20 protein-coding genes are annotated in these 15,998 nt (G+C 52.9%); 8 read left to right on the forward strand and 12 right to left on the reverse strand.

Going from position 1 to position 15,998, the window contains the following annotated elements:
* Positions 1–5 precede the first annotated feature (5 nt).
* From guaA to FTO68_RS04540, 5 genes are read left to right on the forward strand one after another with little or no spacing between them, the layout of a single operon-like run.
* Positions 6–923, forward strand: coding sequence for a glutamine-hydrolyzing GMP synthase (gene guaA / locus FTO68_RS04520; protein ID WP_255332188.1), 918 nt, complete (start codon positions 6–8; stop codon positions 921–923).
* Between the two features lie 6 nt (positions 924–929).
* Complete coding sequence (locus FTO68_RS04525; protein WP_255332189.1) at positions 930–2,066, forward strand: aspartate aminotransferase family protein; 1,137 nt, start codon at positions 930–932, stop codon at positions 2,064–2,066.
* Entirely contained in the window at positions 2,059–3,105 is a 1,047-nt protein-coding gene (locus FTO68_RS04530; protein WP_368659872.1) for a pyridoxal phosphate-dependent aminotransferase, read from the forward strand. The genes FTO68_RS04525 and FTO68_RS04530 overlap by 8 nt, the downstream gene beginning before the upstream one ends.
* Entirely contained in the window at positions 3,102–3,617 is a 516-nt protein-coding gene (locus FTO68_RS04535) for an adenylate kinase family protein (protein WP_255332191.1), read from the forward strand. The genes FTO68_RS04530 and FTO68_RS04535 overlap by 4 nt, the downstream gene beginning before the upstream one ends.
* Positions 3,614–4,219 (forward strand): CDP-alcohol phosphatidyltransferase family protein, encoded by a 606-nt coding sequence (locus FTO68_RS04540; protein ID WP_255332192.1) that lies wholly within the window; start codon positions 3,614–3,616, stop codon positions 4,217–4,219. The genes FTO68_RS04535 and FTO68_RS04540 overlap by 4 nt, the downstream gene beginning before the upstream one ends.
* On the opposite strand, the gene FTO68_RS04545 is transcribed toward FTO68_RS04540, so the two are convergent.
* Genes FTO68_RS04545 through FTO68_RS04570 form a run of 6 tightly spaced genes read right to left on the reverse strand, consistent with a single transcriptional unit; the run spans position 4,182 to position 8,709 of the window.
* Complete coding sequence (locus FTO68_RS04545; RefSeq protein ID WP_255332193.1) at positions 4,182–4,856, reverse strand: 3'-5' exonuclease family protein; 675 nt, start codon at positions 4,854–4,856, stop codon at positions 4,182–4,184. The two genes, FTO68_RS04540 and FTO68_RS04545, sit on opposite strands and share 38 nt — an antisense overlap.
* A gap of 21 nt (positions 4,857–4,877) precedes the next feature.
* A complete protein-coding gene (locus FTO68_RS04550) occupies positions 4,878–6,065 on the reverse strand; it encodes a radical SAM/SPASM domain-containing protein (protein ID WP_255332194.1) in 1,188 nt (395 codons plus the stop codon).
* Positions 6,062–6,544: a siroheme decarboxylase subunit beta gene (gene ahbB / locus FTO68_RS04555; RefSeq protein ID WP_255332195.1), complete on the reverse strand. Its 483-nt coding sequence runs from the start codon at positions 6,542–6,544 to the stop codon at positions 6,062–6,064. Before ahbB ends, FTO68_RS04550 begins: the two co-directional genes overlap by 4 nt.
* Positions 6,537–7,085, reverse strand: a complete 549-nt coding sequence (ahbA, locus tag FTO68_RS04560; protein ID WP_255332196.1) for a siroheme decarboxylase subunit alpha — start codon at positions 7,083–7,085, stop codon at positions 6,537–6,539. Before ahbA ends, ahbB begins: the two co-directional genes overlap by 8 nt.
* Complete coding sequence (locus tag FTO68_RS04565) at positions 7,036–8,118, reverse strand: radical SAM/SPASM domain-containing protein (protein ID WP_255332197.1); 1,083 nt, start codon at positions 8,116–8,118, stop codon at positions 7,036–7,038. Before FTO68_RS04565 ends, ahbA begins: the two co-directional genes overlap by 50 nt.
* Positions 8,119–8,709: a PH domain-containing protein gene (locus FTO68_RS04570; protein ID WP_255332198.1), complete on the reverse strand. Its 591-nt coding sequence runs from the start codon at positions 8,707–8,709 to the stop codon at positions 8,119–8,121.
* A gap of 208 nt (positions 8,710–8,917) precedes the next feature.
* Here FTO68_RS04570 and FTO68_RS04575 point away from each other — a divergent pair, with 208 nt between their 5' ends.
* Positions 8,918–9,178 carry a DUF7557 family protein gene (locus FTO68_RS04575; protein ID WP_255332199.1) on the forward strand — a complete coding sequence of 87 codons (261 nt, stop codon included), beginning with the start codon at positions 8,918–8,920 and terminating at the stop codon, positions 9,176–9,178.
* Positions 9,178–9,444, forward strand: coding sequence for a type II toxin-antitoxin system RelE family toxin (locus FTO68_RS11935; RefSeq protein WP_368659873.1), 267 nt, complete (start codon positions 9,178–9,180; stop codon positions 9,442–9,444). Before FTO68_RS04575 ends, FTO68_RS11935 begins: the two co-directional genes overlap by 1 nt.
* Before the next feature lie 160 nt (positions 9,445–9,604).
* On the opposite strand, the gene FTO68_RS04580 is transcribed toward FTO68_RS11935, so the two are convergent.
* From FTO68_RS04580 to FTO68_RS04590, 3 genes are all read right to left on the reverse strand, one after another.
* Positions 9,605–9,982: a desulfoferrodoxin gene (locus FTO68_RS04580; RefSeq protein ID WP_255332200.1), complete on the reverse strand. Its 378-nt coding sequence runs from the start codon at positions 9,980–9,982 to the stop codon at positions 9,605–9,607.
* A gap of 69 nt (positions 9,983–10,051) precedes the next feature.
* Positions 10,052–11,224 (reverse strand): FprA family A-type flavoprotein, encoded by a 1,173-nt coding sequence (locus tag FTO68_RS04585; protein ID WP_255332201.1) that lies wholly within the window; start codon positions 11,222–11,224, stop codon positions 10,052–10,054.
* A gap of 6 nt (positions 11,225–11,230) precedes the next feature.
* On the reverse strand, positions 11,231–11,368 hold the full coding sequence (locus FTO68_RS04590; RefSeq protein ID WP_255332202.1) for a rubredoxin: 138 nt from the start codon (positions 11,366–11,368) through the stop codon (positions 11,231–11,233).
* 194 nt (positions 11,369–11,562) lie between these two features.
* Between FTO68_RS04590 and FTO68_RS04595 the strand changes: the two genes are divergently transcribed.
* Positions 11,563–11,991: a PaaI family thioesterase gene (locus tag FTO68_RS04595; protein ID WP_255332203.1), complete on the forward strand. Its 429-nt coding sequence runs from the start codon at positions 11,563–11,565 to the stop codon at positions 11,989–11,991.
* Here FTO68_RS04595 and FTO68_RS04600 read toward each other — a convergent pair.
* The 3 genes from FTO68_RS04600 to FTO68_RS11940 form a co-directional block, all read right to left on the reverse strand.
* Positions 11,988–12,329, reverse strand: coding sequence for a CGGC domain-containing protein (locus tag FTO68_RS04600; RefSeq protein WP_255332204.1), 342 nt, complete (start codon positions 12,327–12,329; stop codon positions 11,988–11,990). The two genes, FTO68_RS04595 and FTO68_RS04600, sit on opposite strands and share 4 nt — an antisense overlap.
* A gap of 334 nt (positions 12,330–12,663) precedes the next feature.
* Entirely contained in the window at positions 12,664–14,247 is a 1,584-nt protein-coding gene (locus FTO68_RS04605; protein ID WP_255332205.1) for a CbiQ family ECF transporter T component, read from the reverse strand.
* Positions 14,244–15,977, reverse strand: a complete 1,734-nt coding sequence (locus FTO68_RS11940) for an ABC transporter ATP-binding protein (protein ID WP_255332206.1) — start codon at positions 15,975–15,977, stop codon at positions 14,244–14,246. Before FTO68_RS11940 ends, FTO68_RS04605 begins: the two co-directional genes overlap by 4 nt.
* Positions 15,978–15,998 lie beyond the last annotated feature (21 nt).

A 15,998-nucleotide genomic window follows, 5' to 3' on the forward strand; every position in this document is an offset into this window, starting at 1 on the left:
CAACCATGGTAAATGCACAGAAATTCATCGAAGAAGCGGTTGAGGAGATCAAAGTAGCAGCAGCGGATGGCCATGTTGTCATGGCACTCTCAGGTGGAGTCGACAGCTCGGTCTGTGCAGCACTGGCAGCACGGGCAATCGGTGACCGGCTTATTCCTATCTATGTGGATACCGGCCTGATGAGGAAGAACGAGAGTGCACGGATAAAGCAGCTCTTCGGTTCAATCAACCTCAAGACCGTGGACGCCTCAGCCGGGTTCTTCGACTCACTCAAAGGGATCATTGATCCCGAAGAGAAGAGGAAGGCGATTGGAGAGCGTTTCATCCGTATATTCGAACATGAGGCAAAGGAGACCGGGGCTGTATATCTCCTCCAGGGAACTATCTACCCTGATCGGATCGAGAGTGAAGGCGGAATTAAAAGCCACCACAATGTCGGTGGGATGCCGCTCGATATCCGGTTCAAGGGTGTCATCGAGCCTCTCAGGGATTTATACAAGGATGAGGTGCGGGTCGTTGCCGGTGCTCTCGGCCTGCCGCCTGAGATCCAGCACAGGATGCCGTTCCCGGGACCCGGCCTCGCGGTCAGGGTGCTTGGTGAAGTGACCCCCGAGAAGGTTGCGATCGTGCGGGAGGCAAACCATATCGTTGAGGAGGAGCTGATCGAGATCTACTCCCCCTGGCAGTGTTTTGCCGCTCTCATCGGCCTTGGGACTGGTGTCAAGGGTGATGTCCGGCTCCACGGGTGGATCGTCTCGGTGCGTGCGGTGAACTCCCGTGATGGCATGACCGCAGATCCTCTCCGTCTACCCTATGAGACGCTTGATCGGATCGCATCCCGGATCACTTCGGAGATCCCAGGGGTGGCACGGGTTGTCTACGATGTAACCCCAAAACCCCCTGCAACAATAGAATATGAGTGAATGAATATGACTGATTACAAGAGCCTTGATGCTAAATACTATATGCCTGCTTTCTCCCGGACGATGATGATCCGGAGCGGGAAGGGATGTACTGTCTGGGATGCTGACGGACGCGAATATCTTGATTGTGTGGCAGGTATTGCCGTCTGTAGCACCGGCCATTGCCATGATCATGTTGTAGAGGCAATCTGCCGCCAGGCTAAGGAGCTGATCCACTGCTCAAACCTCTACTATGTCCCCGGCCAGGCAGAGTTTGCAGAGCGGCTGGCAACGGCTACACGGATGGCGCAGGTATTCTTCTCAAATTCCGGCGCAGAAGCAAATGATGGGGCGCTGAAACTTGCACGGCTTGCCACAAAACGAAAAGAAGCAGTAGCGTTCACCGATGGATTCCACGGGCGCACGATCGGATCACTTGCTGTTACACACAAGCCTGCAATCCGTGAACCCTTTGGACCCCTTGAGCCGAAATGCAGCTTTGTTGGGTATGGCGATCTCGATGCACTCAGGAAAGCCGTCACCACGGATACCGCGGCAGTCCTCCTCGAACCTGTTCAGGGTGAAGCCGGGATCATCATCCCGCCTGAAGGATTCATTGAGGGTGTAAGGGAGATCTGTGATGAGAAGGATGCCCTGCTCATTGCAGATGAGGTGCAGACCGGTATGGGCAGGACCGGTACCTGGCTTACGATGCACCAGACAAAAGTAATGCCGGATATCGTCTCGCTTGCGAAAGGAATCGCATCCGGATTCCCGATGGGGGCAATTGCAGCTCGTGAAGGTCTTGCATTCCAGAAGAGCGAGCATGGCAGCACCTTTGCCGGTGGCCCGCTTGCGATGGCAGCTGCTATGGCTACAATGGATGTGATCGAGCCGATCCTCCCTGATATTGCAGGGAAAGGAAAGCGGTTTGCTGAATTGCTGGCGAAGTGGAATCCCCGCGTACGCGGGCTGATGATCGGTATCACCGTCGGTGAACAGGAATGCCCAAAGGTCCAGCAGCTCTGCGCTGATCGCGGTGTGCTGGTCAATTGTGCCGGGCATGGCAATCTCCGGCTTGTTCCCCCGCTGATCATCTCGGATAGCGAGATCGATCGTGCTGCAGGAGTCGTCAATGAAGCCCTCACCGAGGTCCTTGGTTAGATCCTGCTTTCAGAACGGTGGCTATGTCTTTGCCGGAAAGGCAGAGGATATCGCAGCGAGGTACGGGTTTTCCGAGGTGGCACGCCTCGCCTCAAATGAGAACCCCTCCCCTCCTTCTGAAGCGGCGCAGGCAGCAGCAGCTAGAGCCATTCTCTCATGTAACCGCTACCCTGGAACTACACATGGAGAGCTGATCAAAAAATTACAGGAGATCAATGGTTCATATCCTGTTGTCGCCGGAGCGGGGATGGATGGCGTCATCGAGACGGTTGTCCGATCGCTTATTGCCTGTGGCGATAGAGTGGTTGTCTCCTCACCCACCTTCTCTTTCTATGGCCTTGCTGTTGGTGCACAGGGAGGTATTATTGATTATCTCCCCCGTGGTTCTTCCTATGAAGTTGATACAGAATCATTCATTACAGCTGCCAGGGATGCGAAACTCTCTTTCATCTGTTCTCCGAATAATCCCACCGGGACGGTGACAGCTCCTGAGGATATTGCGTGCATCCTTGAGAATATCAACGGTATCCTGTTCCTCGACAATGCATATGTCGAGTTTTCTGATGTTGATTATCTCCATCTTCTGGATCAGTATGACAACCTGATCATCGGGAGGACGATGTCAAAGGTCTATGGACTAGCCGGATTCCGTGTCGGGTATGCGTTTGTCCCGGAATGGTTCAGACCCTGTTATATCCGGGCTGAGACCCCCTTTGCTCTGAATGCCGTATCTGAAGCTGCCGCCATCGGGGCCCTCTCAGATCGCTCCTATGCAGATCGCTATATCTCTCATGTTACAGAGTGGCGAAAACGCTTCCGTGAAGAGATCCCCTACCCGGTTGCGCCGAGCGGTGCAAACTTCGTCATGATCGATCTTGCCCCCCGCACCGGGAAGGAGGCGATGGATGCACTGGCAAGGATGGGTGTGCTGGTCCGTTCATGCGAGAGCTTCCCCGGACTTGGAGAGACTTTTATCCGTGTCTCGATCGGCGCTGACTGGGAATGTGAACGCTTCCTCTCTGCTATTGTGTCATTATGATGATCGGCTTGACCGGTGTTCCCGGAACCGGAAAAACGACTGTTGCCAATATCCTTGAAGAGAGGGGGATCTGTGTTGTCCGGATCAACGACACCATTGCCCCATATGTGCTCGGGAAGGATCCTGACCGTGACACGACAATCATTGATGAAGAGCTCTGGGCAGCGGAGTTTGAGCCTGTTGATGGCGTGGTGGAAGGCCATCTTGCCCATCTCCTCCCCTGCGACCGGGTGGTGATCCTCAGGTGTGATCCGGATGTCCTTCTTGATCGGCTGATGAGCCGGGGGTATTCTCCTGAAAAAGCTGAAGAGAATGCCCTTGCAGAAGCGCTGGACAGCACACTTATCGAGGCCCTCGAGAACCATGATCCAGAAGTGATTTATGAGTTCGAGACGACAGATACAACGAGCGAGACAGTTGCTGACTTTGTTCTGGATGTCAGGGCGGGAGATGCCTCCCCCTCACATGGCACCTGTGACTGGTCTCTCTATCTCATGAACCGGATGCCATGACCCTGGACCAGCTCCGCCCCTACATGACCGGGATTGTAACCCCGGTTGCACGGCTCTCGATACGCCTCGGCCTCACCCCGAATACCTGCACGGTACTCGCACTTGTAGCGGCAATGGTTGCCGGAACTGCATTCTGGTACCGCGAGATTGGCCTCGGTGTCCTCTTTGTCGCAGTGAATGCTTTTTTTGATGCAATAGATGGAGCTATTGCCCGCGAATTGGGATCTGCCGGTGTAAAGGGTGATTTCCTGGATCACGTGCTTGACCGCTACGCTGATATCTTCATCATCATCGGTATCTTTGCCGGAGGGTTTGCCTCATGGGAGGTCGGCGTCTTTGCACTCACCGGTGTGCTGATGTCATCGTATCTTGGAACCCAGGCCCAGGCGGTTGGGGTTGGCCGGTACTATGGCGGGCTTCTCGGGAGAGCCGACCGGCTGGTGCTGATCCTGCTTGCGGGGATTGCGGATATCCTCTTCCCGTCAGGGCTCTTCTCCTGGACATTCCTGGGAATAATGCTCCTGCTCTTTGGCTTCCTCGGGCATATCACAGCAATCCAGCGGTTTATGTTTGTCTGGCGGGAGCTGAACCGTTTAGAGTGATCATAGCCTGGTAGATGGCAATGATCTGCTGCACCTCAGTGATGGTTCTTTGTTCAATTGCCTGTGTATCTCCTGCGTCCACCATATCCCAGACAACACCCCCACCGGCTTTTGTCTCATTTCCAATGAACCGTTTCAGGAGATCGGTATGGGTGACCGGGTGCGGGATCGGATGGCGTTCTCTCAGGTAACCGATCCCGGCAGATGCGAGGTCGAGCACCCGGCAGCAGCAGAAGGTCTCGTAGAGGTCTTCTGCGGGGGCGATGCTGTTGATAAGTGCACGCGAATAGAGGAAGGGGATGTCAAAGGTTCCGATTCCAACACCTGCTATGATCAGGTCAGCTTCATGCTTTTCCTTCCCTTTCAGTGTCTCCCATGCCTGTTGAAAGAGGGAATAGATTGCTGCCAGGAGATCCCGCTCGGATTCATATTCCCAGATCCAGTGCCCCTCTATCCCGGGTGAATCGATCTGAAACGGGTTGCAGCAGCTGAATGCACCTCCGATGAGATAGACTCCCGGAAGATGCGGGTTTGCGGCAAGTGAAGGGATTCTTGGCCTGCTTCGGAGCGGTCCCGGAACATACGCCTCAAGGTCGAAGAAGAGGATGGTAGTGTGTTGTGGGTTCAGTCGTGCCATGTCTGTGAAGAATCGAGTGTGTTATTCATTTCCATTGAGGAAACAGAAGGGATCTTCTGCATGGATATCTCCACGAAGCCGGAGCGCCCGTACCCTGCATCCGCCGCCGCAGAGGGTGAGATAGTGGCAGTCTCCACATCGTCCGGAAAATTTCGGTGACTTCTCCCTGAAAACAGAGAGGATCGGATGATCGCCCTCATCCCATATCCGGGAAAACGGCATATCCCGTACGGATCCGACACAGAGCTCTTCTGCCTGTGCAAACTGGCAGGGATAGACATTTCCCTCATGATCGATATTGGCAACCCGTGTCCCGGCACTGCATCCGCCCTTGAGGGATGCGACAAGCTCTTCTGCCTCGGCGATATCATCGGCATTGTCACGTTTCATCGCTGCAAGGAGGTGGATTGCATCCTGGGGCGAATCGACAGTGAGGAATTCCATCGTCTTTGGATCTGTCTCTTTTGCCCGGCTGTAGAGGAGTGTAAGCGCATTATGTACCTCATCGCCGGAGAGCTGGAGACGGTTATAGGCGTCTATTCCCCTCCCGCTTGGGACCAGCCAGTAGAGGCAGAACCGGGATGCCCCGATCTCTGCTGCGAGATCGATGAGTGCGGGGAGTTCAGCATAGTTCTCTCTTGTCAGCGTCACCCGGACACCGCACCTGATGCCTGCCTCCCTGCAATGTGCAAACGCAGCAATGGATCGTTCAAATGCGTCAGGCGATCCACGGAACCGGTTGTGGGTATCTGCGGTCGCACCATCAAGCGATATCCCGGCATAGCCTATCCCGGCTGCTTTGATCTTCGCTGCGATTTCCGGTGTGATCAGAGTACCGTTTGTCGAGAGGGCGGTCATGATGCCTTGTGTGCGGGCATGATCTGCGAGGGTGAAGATATCCTCCCTCATGAGCGGCTCGCCTCCGGTGAAGAGTATAAGGGGGACTCCCATCTCCGCAAGGTCGTCGATGAGTGCTTTTGCCTCGTCTGTTGTCAGCTCGCTATTTCTGCCGTTTCCCGGCCCCGATCGGTTATAGCAGTGGACGCAGTTCAGATTGCAGTGGTTTGTGAGGTTCCAGAAGATGACCGGCCGGAACTCGGCTGCATAGGCGAGGTATTCTCCACGGGATCCATTCCCTCCATTTTTTCTCTGATGCATCATGCCGCTGATTGTCCCTTTTCCATGGAGGCACTGGGTGATCCGGTTCATCTGATTCTCTCTCCTGTCTCATCGATCCGGACTGCCGGGACACGCTTTAACTCTTCGGTACTGAAGAGCACCTGGTAGTCAGTGATCCCTTCTTTCCCCGCAAACTGGCTCACAATGAAATATACTTCGCTTTCTGTACGGTTATGATGAACGGTATAGACAGAGTACTCCCATTTCCCGGGAACCGGCTTTCTCAGGTAGCAGTGCGATACTCCAGGAAGAGCCGCAAGCCTTGAGTACCCGTCCCATCCCTCATGTACATTCCATGCGACAAGTGCGTTTGCAGCAATTCCGATCTCCCGCTGGTTTATCCGTGCCCGGATCTTCCTGATGATCCCTGTATCTTTCATCCTCTGTATGCGGGATATGACCTCATCTTCTGTGATACCGGTCCGCTTTCCGATCTCTGCAAATGGTTGCTGTATCATCGGCATGCCGGGTTCGAGTTCTCGCAGGATCGATTGGTCAGTCTTATCCATCTGATCCCTCCGGGATGCACCTGAACCGGACATCGATCTTGTAGGATCGGATGGTGGGGAGGCTGATCATATCCTCATCCGGGATCCCGGCTTTCGTCTGAATCTCCTCTATTATTCTCTCGATCTCCCCATTGCTCCTCCCGGCGATGGTGAACCAGATGGAGTAGTGGTGATCCCGCCGGTAGTTATGGGAGACTTCAGGGTAGCTGTTGATGATTGCTGCAACCTCATCTATCCGCTCTTCCGGGATGTGAAAAGCGATGAGTGTTCCGGCATTGAGGCCGAATTTCCGGGATTCAAGGACTGGTGAGATATTCCTGATGACCCCGGATTCGCTCAGGCGTGAGATTCTTTGCAGGCATTCTTCTTCAGAAACGCCGATTTGTTCTCCTATTGCCTGCCAGGGGCGGGGAGTGAGGGGCAGATCGTCCTGCAGGGCATCAAGGAGAAGGAGGTCCGTTGTATCAATCCTGTTATCTTTTCTAATAGTCTCACCTCCCTGGCTGGTATGAACACCAGGGATCTTCTGCGAATATCTCATTTGTAGAGTGTTTTGGTGTGGCAAGACCATCGCACCAGCGGGGCGAGGAAGCCGGGCTCTGGTATGCCCGTGCCCGGCATCCGCCACACACTGTCTTATAGGTGCAGCGGCCACATTTTCCCGTGATATTGTCCAGGTTACGGAGTTTTGAAAAAAGGTCCGACCTGTACCAGATATCCATAAATGACGTTTTTTTCAGGTTTCCGGCAGATACCGGGAGGTAGGGGCAGGGTGTCACCTCGCCGGTTGCATAGATCCGGCAGTAGGTGATCCCGGCGAGGCATCCCCGACCCCACTGCGGGTTTTTGATTCCAAGATCATCTGCAATCCTCCTGAACTGCGGGGCACATGTCGGCCGGATATTCAGGCCGCTATGTTGGTATCTGATCAGGACGTCGCGGATGATCCCCTCATATTCCTCTGGTGTGCTGAGGCTGATTTCTTCGCCCCGGCCGGTCTGGACCGGGAAGAAGAGGTGATAGTCTTTCACTCCTTTGCTTTCGCCAAAGTTGATGAGAGATTCGATATCCCCGAGAACAGGCCTGGTCACCGTCATGTTGATCTGCACAGGAATATCTGCTGCATTACAGGAGTCGATTGCATGCACTGCCCGCTCCCATGCCCCATCCAAGCCACGGAATGCGTCATGGATGGCGGGGTCAGTCGAGTCAAGGCTGATTGCAACGGCCTTTATCCCAGCCATCTTCAGGCGGCGTACCATCTCTTTGTCAAGATAGTATCCTGAGGTGCCCATCACCATCCTGAGCCCTTTCTCTGTTCCGTAGGCTGCTATCTCGCAGATATCTTCCCGGAGCAGGGGTTCGCCCCCGCTCAGGACAAGGATCGGACTGCCAACGTCCGCGATCTGATCGATTACCTCCTTTGCCTCGTATGTGGAGAGGATGCCCTCCGGCTCGCTATTCCCTGCATCCACATAGCAGTGGGCGCATTTCAGCGGGCAGCGGAGGGTGATGTTCCATGATATAAGGCGGGGAGGGCCCGGCTCTCTCTTCTGAAGATTGTGGATGGACATTCAGCTCTTCTTCTCTATTTCTTCCAGGACTGATCTGATCCGGCGCAGCTCATCTATGACCGGATCCTTTGATCGTGGCACTACGGTTTCGCCTCCCGATTCGGTTGCAATGGCAGGGCCGGATCTGACATATCCCATGATCAGTTCCCGGAGCTCTTCTGCACCGGTGATGCCGTTTAAGCAGAGCTCTGCCATCTGCTGTGCCGAGTAGCCTGCTGTCTGGAGATGGAGGGAGGAGATCCCAAAGAACCGCATGACGGGACCCTGGTGGATATCGACGTTTGTGATCCTCGAATAGGGAACAATTGCGTTCTGCCGGAACCAGACGCCACGCCTCCAGCTGATCTCTGTTGGTGTCAGTTCGTAGATGATTGACCTGTAGTAAAGCCCAAGCCAGTAGAGGATGAAGAGGAGCACCGCTACAATCGGGATGGTGATGATCAGGCCGGTGATATCCGGCGTTACCGCGAGGATGCTGATGCAGAACCCTCCAAGAAGGATGAGGGAGATTACGTACATGAGATAGTAGTACTTCTTCAGGGCTGGATCGGGGTTGAAAGCCTCGCCGATCCGGTATGGCTGCGTGGTCATGAAAGAGTACTCGTGGTCTGAATATAAAGGGATTGCGTGGGAATGGGTGAGCCTTCTCTTGTATGGCTCCTTCATTCCATACAGTTAACACTGTGCTGTCAGTGCGTATGAGAGTCTTATAATGTGCTCATGTTATCTATAACCAATTCTTCATATTATAATGTTTGCAACCGAAATCTATAATATTCTATAGCGACTGTATGTCTATATGTCAATGACGTCAGTTCAGCTCCGGCCAGAGACAAAAGAAAAACTCAATGATCTGAAGATTCATCCAAGGGAAACATACGATGAACTCATAAATCGCCTTGCTGATGCAGCATATGATGATGAGCCTCTTTCCCCGGATGAAATTGAAAGTTTAAAAGTAAGTGAAGAGGACATCAAGGCAGGCCGTTACCGGACTCTCCGGGATATAATGTGTGATCTTGGTGATGATCAGATAATACGGCAACTCGGTGAGGAATAATGTTCAGGGTCCTCTTAACACCTTCTGCTGAGAAATCATTTGCTGCATTACCACGGGTCGCTCGTATAAGAATAGGTATCGCTCTGGAGAAGTATGCTGCCGATCCATCAATCCGTCACGATGTCAGAAAGGTGCGAGGATATCCTCCTGATAAACCACGTTATCGTTTGAGGGTGGGAGATTATAGAATATTATTTCAGATATTCCAGGATAAGTTGGTAATATGTGTGGTTGCACTTGGGAAGAAGGAGAATTTTCATTATTGATTTTTCGATACAAAAAACGAAGAAAAGAATAGTGCTATGTTTCAGCCCAACGAAATATCCGGGAAAAAGACATAATCACAGCTTTAATGATCACCTCAACACAACCAGCAGAATTACACCGATGACCGGTGCTGAAGCCCGTTCATCCAGATTTCCCATTCTATCGGTCCGCCCAGAGCAGATGGATGTTGCAGAACTCCCGTACTTTGACTGGCTCATCATCTGTTTCGAAGTATGCCGTTGGTGCCATCCCCGGCTTTAACTGGGCAAGACAGGTGCCATTCTTTGTCTGGAGCTCGATCCATTCGACGTAGTGGTTTGGCTCCATCGGGTGCGGAGTTGAGCCGACAGTGACAACATATCCTTTCCCTGACTTTTCTATGATCGGGACATGCTTCTCGGTGGTCTTATCTGCGGTCTGTTCGATCAAAAGCTCCATCTCCTTTCCGCAGCAGACGAGTTTTCCGTTTCCGCTGTGCATGACGCTGGTGATGTTTCCGCAGACGCTACATTTGTAGATCTGATGCAGTTCTGTCATAGTGAGATACTACACGGGTTTGGAATAATAAAATGATTGGTGTGGTGGTTTATTTAATCAACATGATGCTTATTTTGCATTTTTCGCTGCAATCGTCTTTGCGAGCTCTTTTAGCGCAGCAATGTCTTTTTCAGTGGGGTGGCCTTTGATGTAGACCGGCTCTATGACCTCGCATTTCAGCGGGGCGATGATTTCCGCGATCTGTTTTACGGCCTTTCCTCCCCAGCCAAATGAACCGATGACCGTTGCATACTGTGCTTTTGGTTTGATAGCTGCTGCGAGGTATGCTGCATAGATCGCAAGCGGGTGAGCACCGAAGAGAACTGTCGGGGTGGCAACGATGATTGTCTTTGCTTCAACGAGGCTCATTGCCAGAAGCCCGATGTCAGTTTCCGGGAGATTGAACCGTTCTATATCCACTCCCTCGGCGATAAGGGCGTTTGAAAGGATATCCACCATCTTCTTTGTGCTCCCGTGCATCGAGACATACGCGATCACTGCCGTGTTCTTCGGCTCCCCAGTTGCCCATTGCCGATAGTATCCCATGATCAGATCAGGGTTGTTATAGAGGGGGCCATGGCTTGGGGCGATGATCTCAACATTGAGGCTCTCGATTTTATCAAGGTATGCTGGTATGCTGCCTGCAAAGGGCATCATGATCTCGGCATAGTAGCGTTTTGCGGATTCATACAGCCGCTCGGGATCATTGATATAGAGATCTGAAGCCGCTATGTGAGAGCCGAGGAAGTCGCAGGTGAAGATGATCTGATCTTCTGCGATATAGGTAAACATGGTATCCGGCCAGTGGACCCAGGGGGCATGGAAGAACTGCATCGTCTTTCCGCCAAGATCAACAGTTTCATTGTCTTCAACAACCCTGATCCTCCCCTCATCAATGCCGAAAAACTCAATTAACAGCTCTTTTGCCTTGGGGCTTGTCAGGACGAGTGCAGACGGATACAGTTCAAGCAGGAGCGGGAGGCAGCCGGTGTGATCCTGTTCGGCATGGTGGACGACAATATAGTCGATCACATCAGCCTTGGCGGCCATCAGGTTTGTAACCAGCTCCATCTCCTTCGTCTCGCTCACGGCATCGAGAAGGGCAGTTTTATCGCTTCCTTTGACAAGGTACGAGTTGTAGCTTGTTCCTTTTGGCGTGGGAATCAGGGAGTCGAAGAGCCGCAGATCCCAGTCGATTGCTCCGACCCACGAGATTCCATCTTTGATGGTTCGGACTACCATTCTATTTCACTCCTGCTTTGCAAAGAGGGCTTTGCGTGCTGCACAGACCGGGCAGACCCAGTTTTCGGGGAGTTCCTCGAATTTTGTTGTTTCTTTCTCATCATTGTGAATATGTCCGCAGATTGTGCATTTCCATGTGCTCATTTGTGTATTCCTCCTTTGCTATCTCAATTGGCAAAACAGTGGATAATGGTTTTGATTGTATCATTCCCTCTTCTGTTTTAACAACCCTGCCATAATTCTCATGGCTTCCGGAAAAAGGCTCAATCATGAAGAAAGAACAACTTCGTATTGGGGCTTCCACCACGTATTTCTTTGATCAGGCACCATCTCCCTGTATGACTGCTCCAGATGATGCATACGAGTTCTTCAGGGGGGATCATTTCGCCCGGGAGAATGGTCTAGAACTCATAGATGCCGGGCCCGGCCGGGCTGTCGTATCCATGCAGATCCAGAAGCGGCATAAAAACAGCCATGGCACCGTCCACGGAGGTGCGCTCTTTACGCTTGCAGATTGTGCTTTTGCCCTTGCCTCCAATTCAGATGGCGTTTTGGCAGCAGCGATCAATGCCTCCATCTCCTATCTTACTGCTGCACGGGAAGGCACCCTTACCGCGGTTGCAGAGGAGTTTGCGAAAAATCCAAAGCTCGCTTCATACACCGTCATCATCACTGATGAGAACAATGCCCGGATAGCAATTTTCCAGGGAATGGTCTACCGGAAACAACCATGGGATAATGAAGATAACAAAAGGGTGAGAGCCTAATCGTAGGCCTTCCTTGTCTCCTCGTCTGATAATGCAAAAGCGATCAGCTCCTGCCAGAGCCTGGAATCCCAGGTCTTGAGCGATGTGTGGGTCGTGAGGTAATTCTCAGGTATTGGGTGTGTACCGACAACCACATCCATGTTGTACTTCTCCCTGATGAATTCAGAAAAGTACCTGATCCGGGGGCATGGCGGATAGCCGACAAGCATTCCTGTTGCAAGATGAATCACCGAAACGCCATTCTTCTTCATCTCCATTGGAGCATACTCGATATTTCCACCCGGACATCCTCCGCAGCTTGCATATCCGGCAATCTCCACGTCCTTATCTTCATACACAGAAAATGCCCCCTCCCTGTTATGAAGGGATCTCAGGCATTTCCCCCCCGGCACAACTCCGGTAGCGGTCGCAGATAATTATCCCGATTTTTATTGGGTCGGTCATAATACTCTAATAGTCACCCGCATATGCCAATAGGCTGACGGTGCAACCGGTTCCAAACCGGTATATCCCCTCTCATTATCAACCCCCCTGACAAGAAATCCAAATATAAAAAGTATCTCAATATCCGGATCCCGCCACTTGGGATCCTGTGTATCGCAGCAGTCTTCGAAGAGAACTCCTGGATCTTTGATGTGAATATGCCGATTGCAACGTGTTGCGAAGAACCGGCTACAGGCGGGATCCGATTACCATAACGATGATTCCCAAGGAGGCGAGGAGCAGGCCGTACCCCGGCATGAAATGGTTCCCGAGGATCCCGCCTGCAAAGCCAAGCAGGATCCCGGAGAGGACGATGAGCGTTCCGGCACCTGTTCTCCCCTCGTTTGCCCGGGTGCCTTCAGGCCCGACAATATCTGACCAGTACAGACCCCATGCCTTGATCCGGGGGTATAATACCAGGTATAATGGCAGGCTTAGCAGGAAGATGGGTAAGAGATTATTGACGAGAAGAACTGGCCCGAGGAGAGAGAAGGGCAGCAGGCCGAGGAGCTGAAAACCCCATGCAATGATAAGTGCACAGGCAATTGATCCAAGAACGGCGAGGAGAAAGAAATTCAGCGTTTTCCTCATCGAATTGATCTGGCAGGGAGCCGGATCATCTCCTCGCAGAAGCCATGTCCTCTTCCAGAGATGGTACATGATCCATGCCATTGCAAGATTCCCAAAGAATCCAAAGAACGTTCCGGGCCCAAATGTCCCGAAGAGATCACTGATCACCACTCCAAGGCCGACTCCCCATGCTCCAGCCGGCCCAAACAACAAGCCCAGTACGGGTACAAGGGCATTGGCCGGCCGCAGATCCACCACTCCCGGTATCAGGACCACACCCTTGAATGGAATGACCACTGCGGCATAGAGTGCAGCAGAGAACGCAGTCAGAACCACCATCCGGGTATTTCCCCAGAGGTACCTGCTGTTTCTTCCAAGTACTGACAATCGTGCCATCCCGATGAAGATCAGAAAGAGGATAGTAAGTGTCAGGAATACCCGGATATCGGTTGAGAAGGGTGCAGTATTGATGAGCAAAGCCCCGATGACGACAAGGATCGAAGCGATCAAAAATACGATATCCCCTGCCATGATCCTGGTTGTAAGGAATGAACTCCGGCTACTCTCCGGGTCATATCCCCTTGATTCGAGGGCCATGGCAAAATGGTGCGTATTCCGTATCATCGAGACGATGGCAGGAATTATGATCATGATCTGTTTTTTGATCCGCTCCCGAATTGAACCGCTTCTGAGATCGAGGCCCCGCGACTGCTGTGCCTGTGAGATGGTATGGGCATTATGAAGGACTAGGGGGAGCATCCGGACAGCTGTTGAGAATGAAAAGGCAATCGGCCGTGGAATGCCAAGCTTCTCCATCCCGATCACCATCTCCTCTGTCCGTGTCGTGCTTATCCAGATAATCCCGGAAAGGATCATGATCAGAAGCTTGATTCCTGTCAGAAATCCAAAGAGGAGTCCGGTGGAACTGATCATCCCATAAATGAGATCCTCCCGTGTGGCAATCCCCCACATGAGAGAGGACATGATGATTATGATCACGAGTACGGGAGCAAAACGGATCAGGTTTCTTCCGATTCCCGCACTCATTCCAACCAGCAGAAGAATCCCCACAAGAAAGAGGAGGGGAAGCAGTTCATCCTCGACAAGCGCGATGAAGACCATGCCGAAGACGCTGAAGATCTTCACCCTCGGATCGATCCGATGCATCCATGTATGCCTCTCAAGATAGAGGGAGATGTTCATGCCCCATCCCTCCGCCGCGTGCAGGCAGCCATCTCATCAACCGTGCAGATCGGATACCCTATTTTTGTTGAGAATTCGGTTATCTGTGGGGCTTTCATGGAGTTTTCCGCGAGCAGTGGTGGGTTCGATAAGATCGTCCGTGGCGTCCCGTCGGCGATGATCTCCCCGTCCCTGAGAAGAACAACCCGGTGCATATACTCTGCCAGAACCCACATCGCATGCGTGATGATGATGATCGTGTGCCCCTTTTGGTTCAGATCAGCAACAAGCTCCATCATCCTGACCTGATCCTGGTAGTCGAGCCCGGTTGTCGGCTCGTCAAGGATGATTATATCCGGCTGTATCGCCAGGACTGAGGCAACCGCAACCCGCTGCCTGTCTCCCCTGGGAAGCGAGAAGGGATCGTAATCCTCCTTTCCCTCCATGCCCACGGCAAGAAGGGCTTCTGCAACTCTCAGGGAGACCTGATCCGGTGAAAACCCGTGGAGCCTGACCCCGTATGCGACCTCCTCAAAGACTGTATCCGAGAAGATCTGGTGATCAGGATTCTGGAAGACATACCCGATCACCCTGCTGAGATCGTGGATTGAATGGTGTTGGGTATCCATGCCTGCAACCGTCACCGAGCCTGAATCCGGGTGGATCAGCCCGGCGAGCAGCCTCGATACCGTGGTCTTTCCGGAGCCGTTTGCCCCTGCTATCGCAAGGCACTCCTGCCGCCGGATGGTGAGATTGAGGTTTCGGATCACCAGGTTATCCTCATATCCGAAGCTCACTCCCCGGATCGAGATGATCTCGGGGCCATAGCGTTGGGTGCGTATGCTATCGGCCTTGATGATCTCCTGATAGCGGCTTGTATCGATCTCAAGATCGCTTGCATGAAAGAGTGATACTGCATCAGGGACCGAGAGGAGCTGTTTGCTGCTCTCGATCCCAAGTGCTGCAAAGTATTCGCAGACCGGGAGGGGCCGGAGCCCGAGCTGCTGAAAGAGCGATATATCCTTCATTACTGCCTTGGGTGGGCCGTCTGCGATGATTGTCCCTTTATCCATGAGAATGAGCCGATCGAGAGCGGCCATCTCCTCGGTCTCCTGCTCAATGATGATCCCGTTCTGAATGGCCTCTTCACCAGGGGCATGATGCTGGCTCCTGCAGAGCGATCGAATGAGTGAAAATACCTCCTCCTTTCCGGCAGGGTCGAGGTCGGTTGTCGGTTCGTCGAAACAGAGTATCTCCGGGTTCAGGGCAAGGACAGAACCGATCACCAGCCGCTGTTTCTGCCCTCCGGAGAGGGATCCCGGCGGCCGTTTTGAGAATCCTGAAAGGCCAATGATTGCTTCGATCTCCCGGACCCGCCTTCGCATGCTCTCCGGGTCAACTCCCCGGTTCTCCATTGCAAAGGCGATCTCAAGCTCTACGGTGGATGAGAAGAGCTGTGATTCAAAGTCCTGGAATACGATCCCGATGGTATCTGCCATGGTACGGGGAGAGGCCGTGATCGGGTTTTGTGCTCCGACGGTGATAGTCCCGGAATGCGTGCCGTGGATAAAATCGGGGATCAGGCCGCCCAGGGCAAAGACGAGTGTTGACTTTCCTGCCCCGGCGGGACCCATGATCCCGACGACCTCTCCCTTTGGGATCTCAAGGTGTATACCTTTGAGCACCGGTCCGGTTGAAGAAGGGTATCTGAATGAGAAATCAAAAAGGGTGATGGGGGTGCTCCTGTCCACATGATCTATCTCATGGGTGTT

Origin of the sequence: Methanocalculus taiwanensis (assembly GCF_024372745.1) — an archaeon.
Classification (GTDB): Archaea; Halobacteriota; Methanomicrobia; order Methanomicrobiales; family Methanocorpusculaceae; genus Methanocalculus; species Methanocalculus taiwanensis.

Bases quoted from the DNA above. Each gene is read 5' to 3' on its own strand.
- FTO68_RS04540 (WP_255332192.1), top strand. From the start codon at position 3,614: ATGACCCTGGACCAGCTCCGCCCCTACATGACCGGGATTGTAACCCCG.
- FTO68_RS04585 (WP_255332201.1), bottom strand. From the start codon at position 11,224: ATGGTAGTCCGAACCATCAAAGATGGAATCTCGTGGGTCGGAGCAATC.
- FTO68_RS11935 (WP_368659873.1), top strand. From the start codon at position 9,178: ATGTTCAGGGTCCTCTTAACACCTTCTGCTGAGAAATCATTTGCTGCA.
- FTO68_RS04590 (WP_255332202.1), bottom strand. From the start codon at position 11,368: ATGAGCACATGGAAATGCACAATCTGCGGACATATTCACAATGATGAG.
- FTO68_RS04605 (WP_255332205.1), bottom strand. From the start codon at position 14,247: ATGAACATCTCCCTCTATCTTGAGAGGCATACATGGATGCATCGGATC.
- guaA (WP_255332188.1), top strand. From the start codon at position 6: ATGGTAAATGCACAGAAATTCATCGAAGAAGCGGTTGAGGAGATCAAA.
- FTO68_RS04580 (WP_255332200.1), bottom strand. From the start codon at position 9,982: ATGACAGAACTGCATCAGATCTACAAATGTAGCGTCTGCGGAAACATC.
- ahbA (WP_255332196.1), bottom strand. From the start codon at position 7,085: ATGAGATATTCGCAGAAGATCCCTGGTGTTCATACCAGCCAGGGAGGT.
- FTO68_RS04525 (WP_255332189.1), top strand. From the start codon at position 930: ATGACTGATTACAAGAGCCTTGATGCTAAATACTATATGCCTGCTTTC.
- FTO68_RS04570 (WP_255332198.1), bottom strand. From the start codon at position 8,709: ATGACCACGCAGCCATACCGGATCGGCGAGGCTTTCAACCCCGATCCA.
- FTO68_RS04535 (WP_255332191.1), top strand. From the start codon at position 3,102: ATGATGATCGGCTTGACCGGTGTTCCCGGAACCGGAAAAACGACTGTT.
- FTO68_RS04565 (WP_255332197.1), bottom strand. From the start codon at position 8,118: ATGTCCATCCACAATCTTCAGAAGAGAGAGCCGGGCCCTCCCCGCCTT.
- ahbB (WP_255332195.1), bottom strand. From the start codon at position 6,544: ATGGATAAGACTGACCAATCGATCCTGCGAGAACTCGAACCCGGCATG.
- FTO68_RS04545 (WP_255332193.1), bottom strand. From the start codon at position 4,856: ATGGCACGACTGAACCCACAACACACTACCATCCTCTTCTTCGACCTT.
- FTO68_RS04550 (WP_255332194.1), bottom strand. From the start codon at position 6,065: ATGAACCGGATCACCCAGTGCCTCCATGGAAAAGGGACAATCAGCGGC.
- FTO68_RS04575 (WP_255332199.1), top strand. From the start codon at position 8,918: ATGTCAATGACGTCAGTTCAGCTCCGGCCAGAGACAAAAGAAAAACTC.
- FTO68_RS04595 (WP_255332203.1), top strand. From the start codon at position 11,563: ATGACTGCTCCAGATGATGCATACGAGTTCTTCAGGGGGGATCATTTC.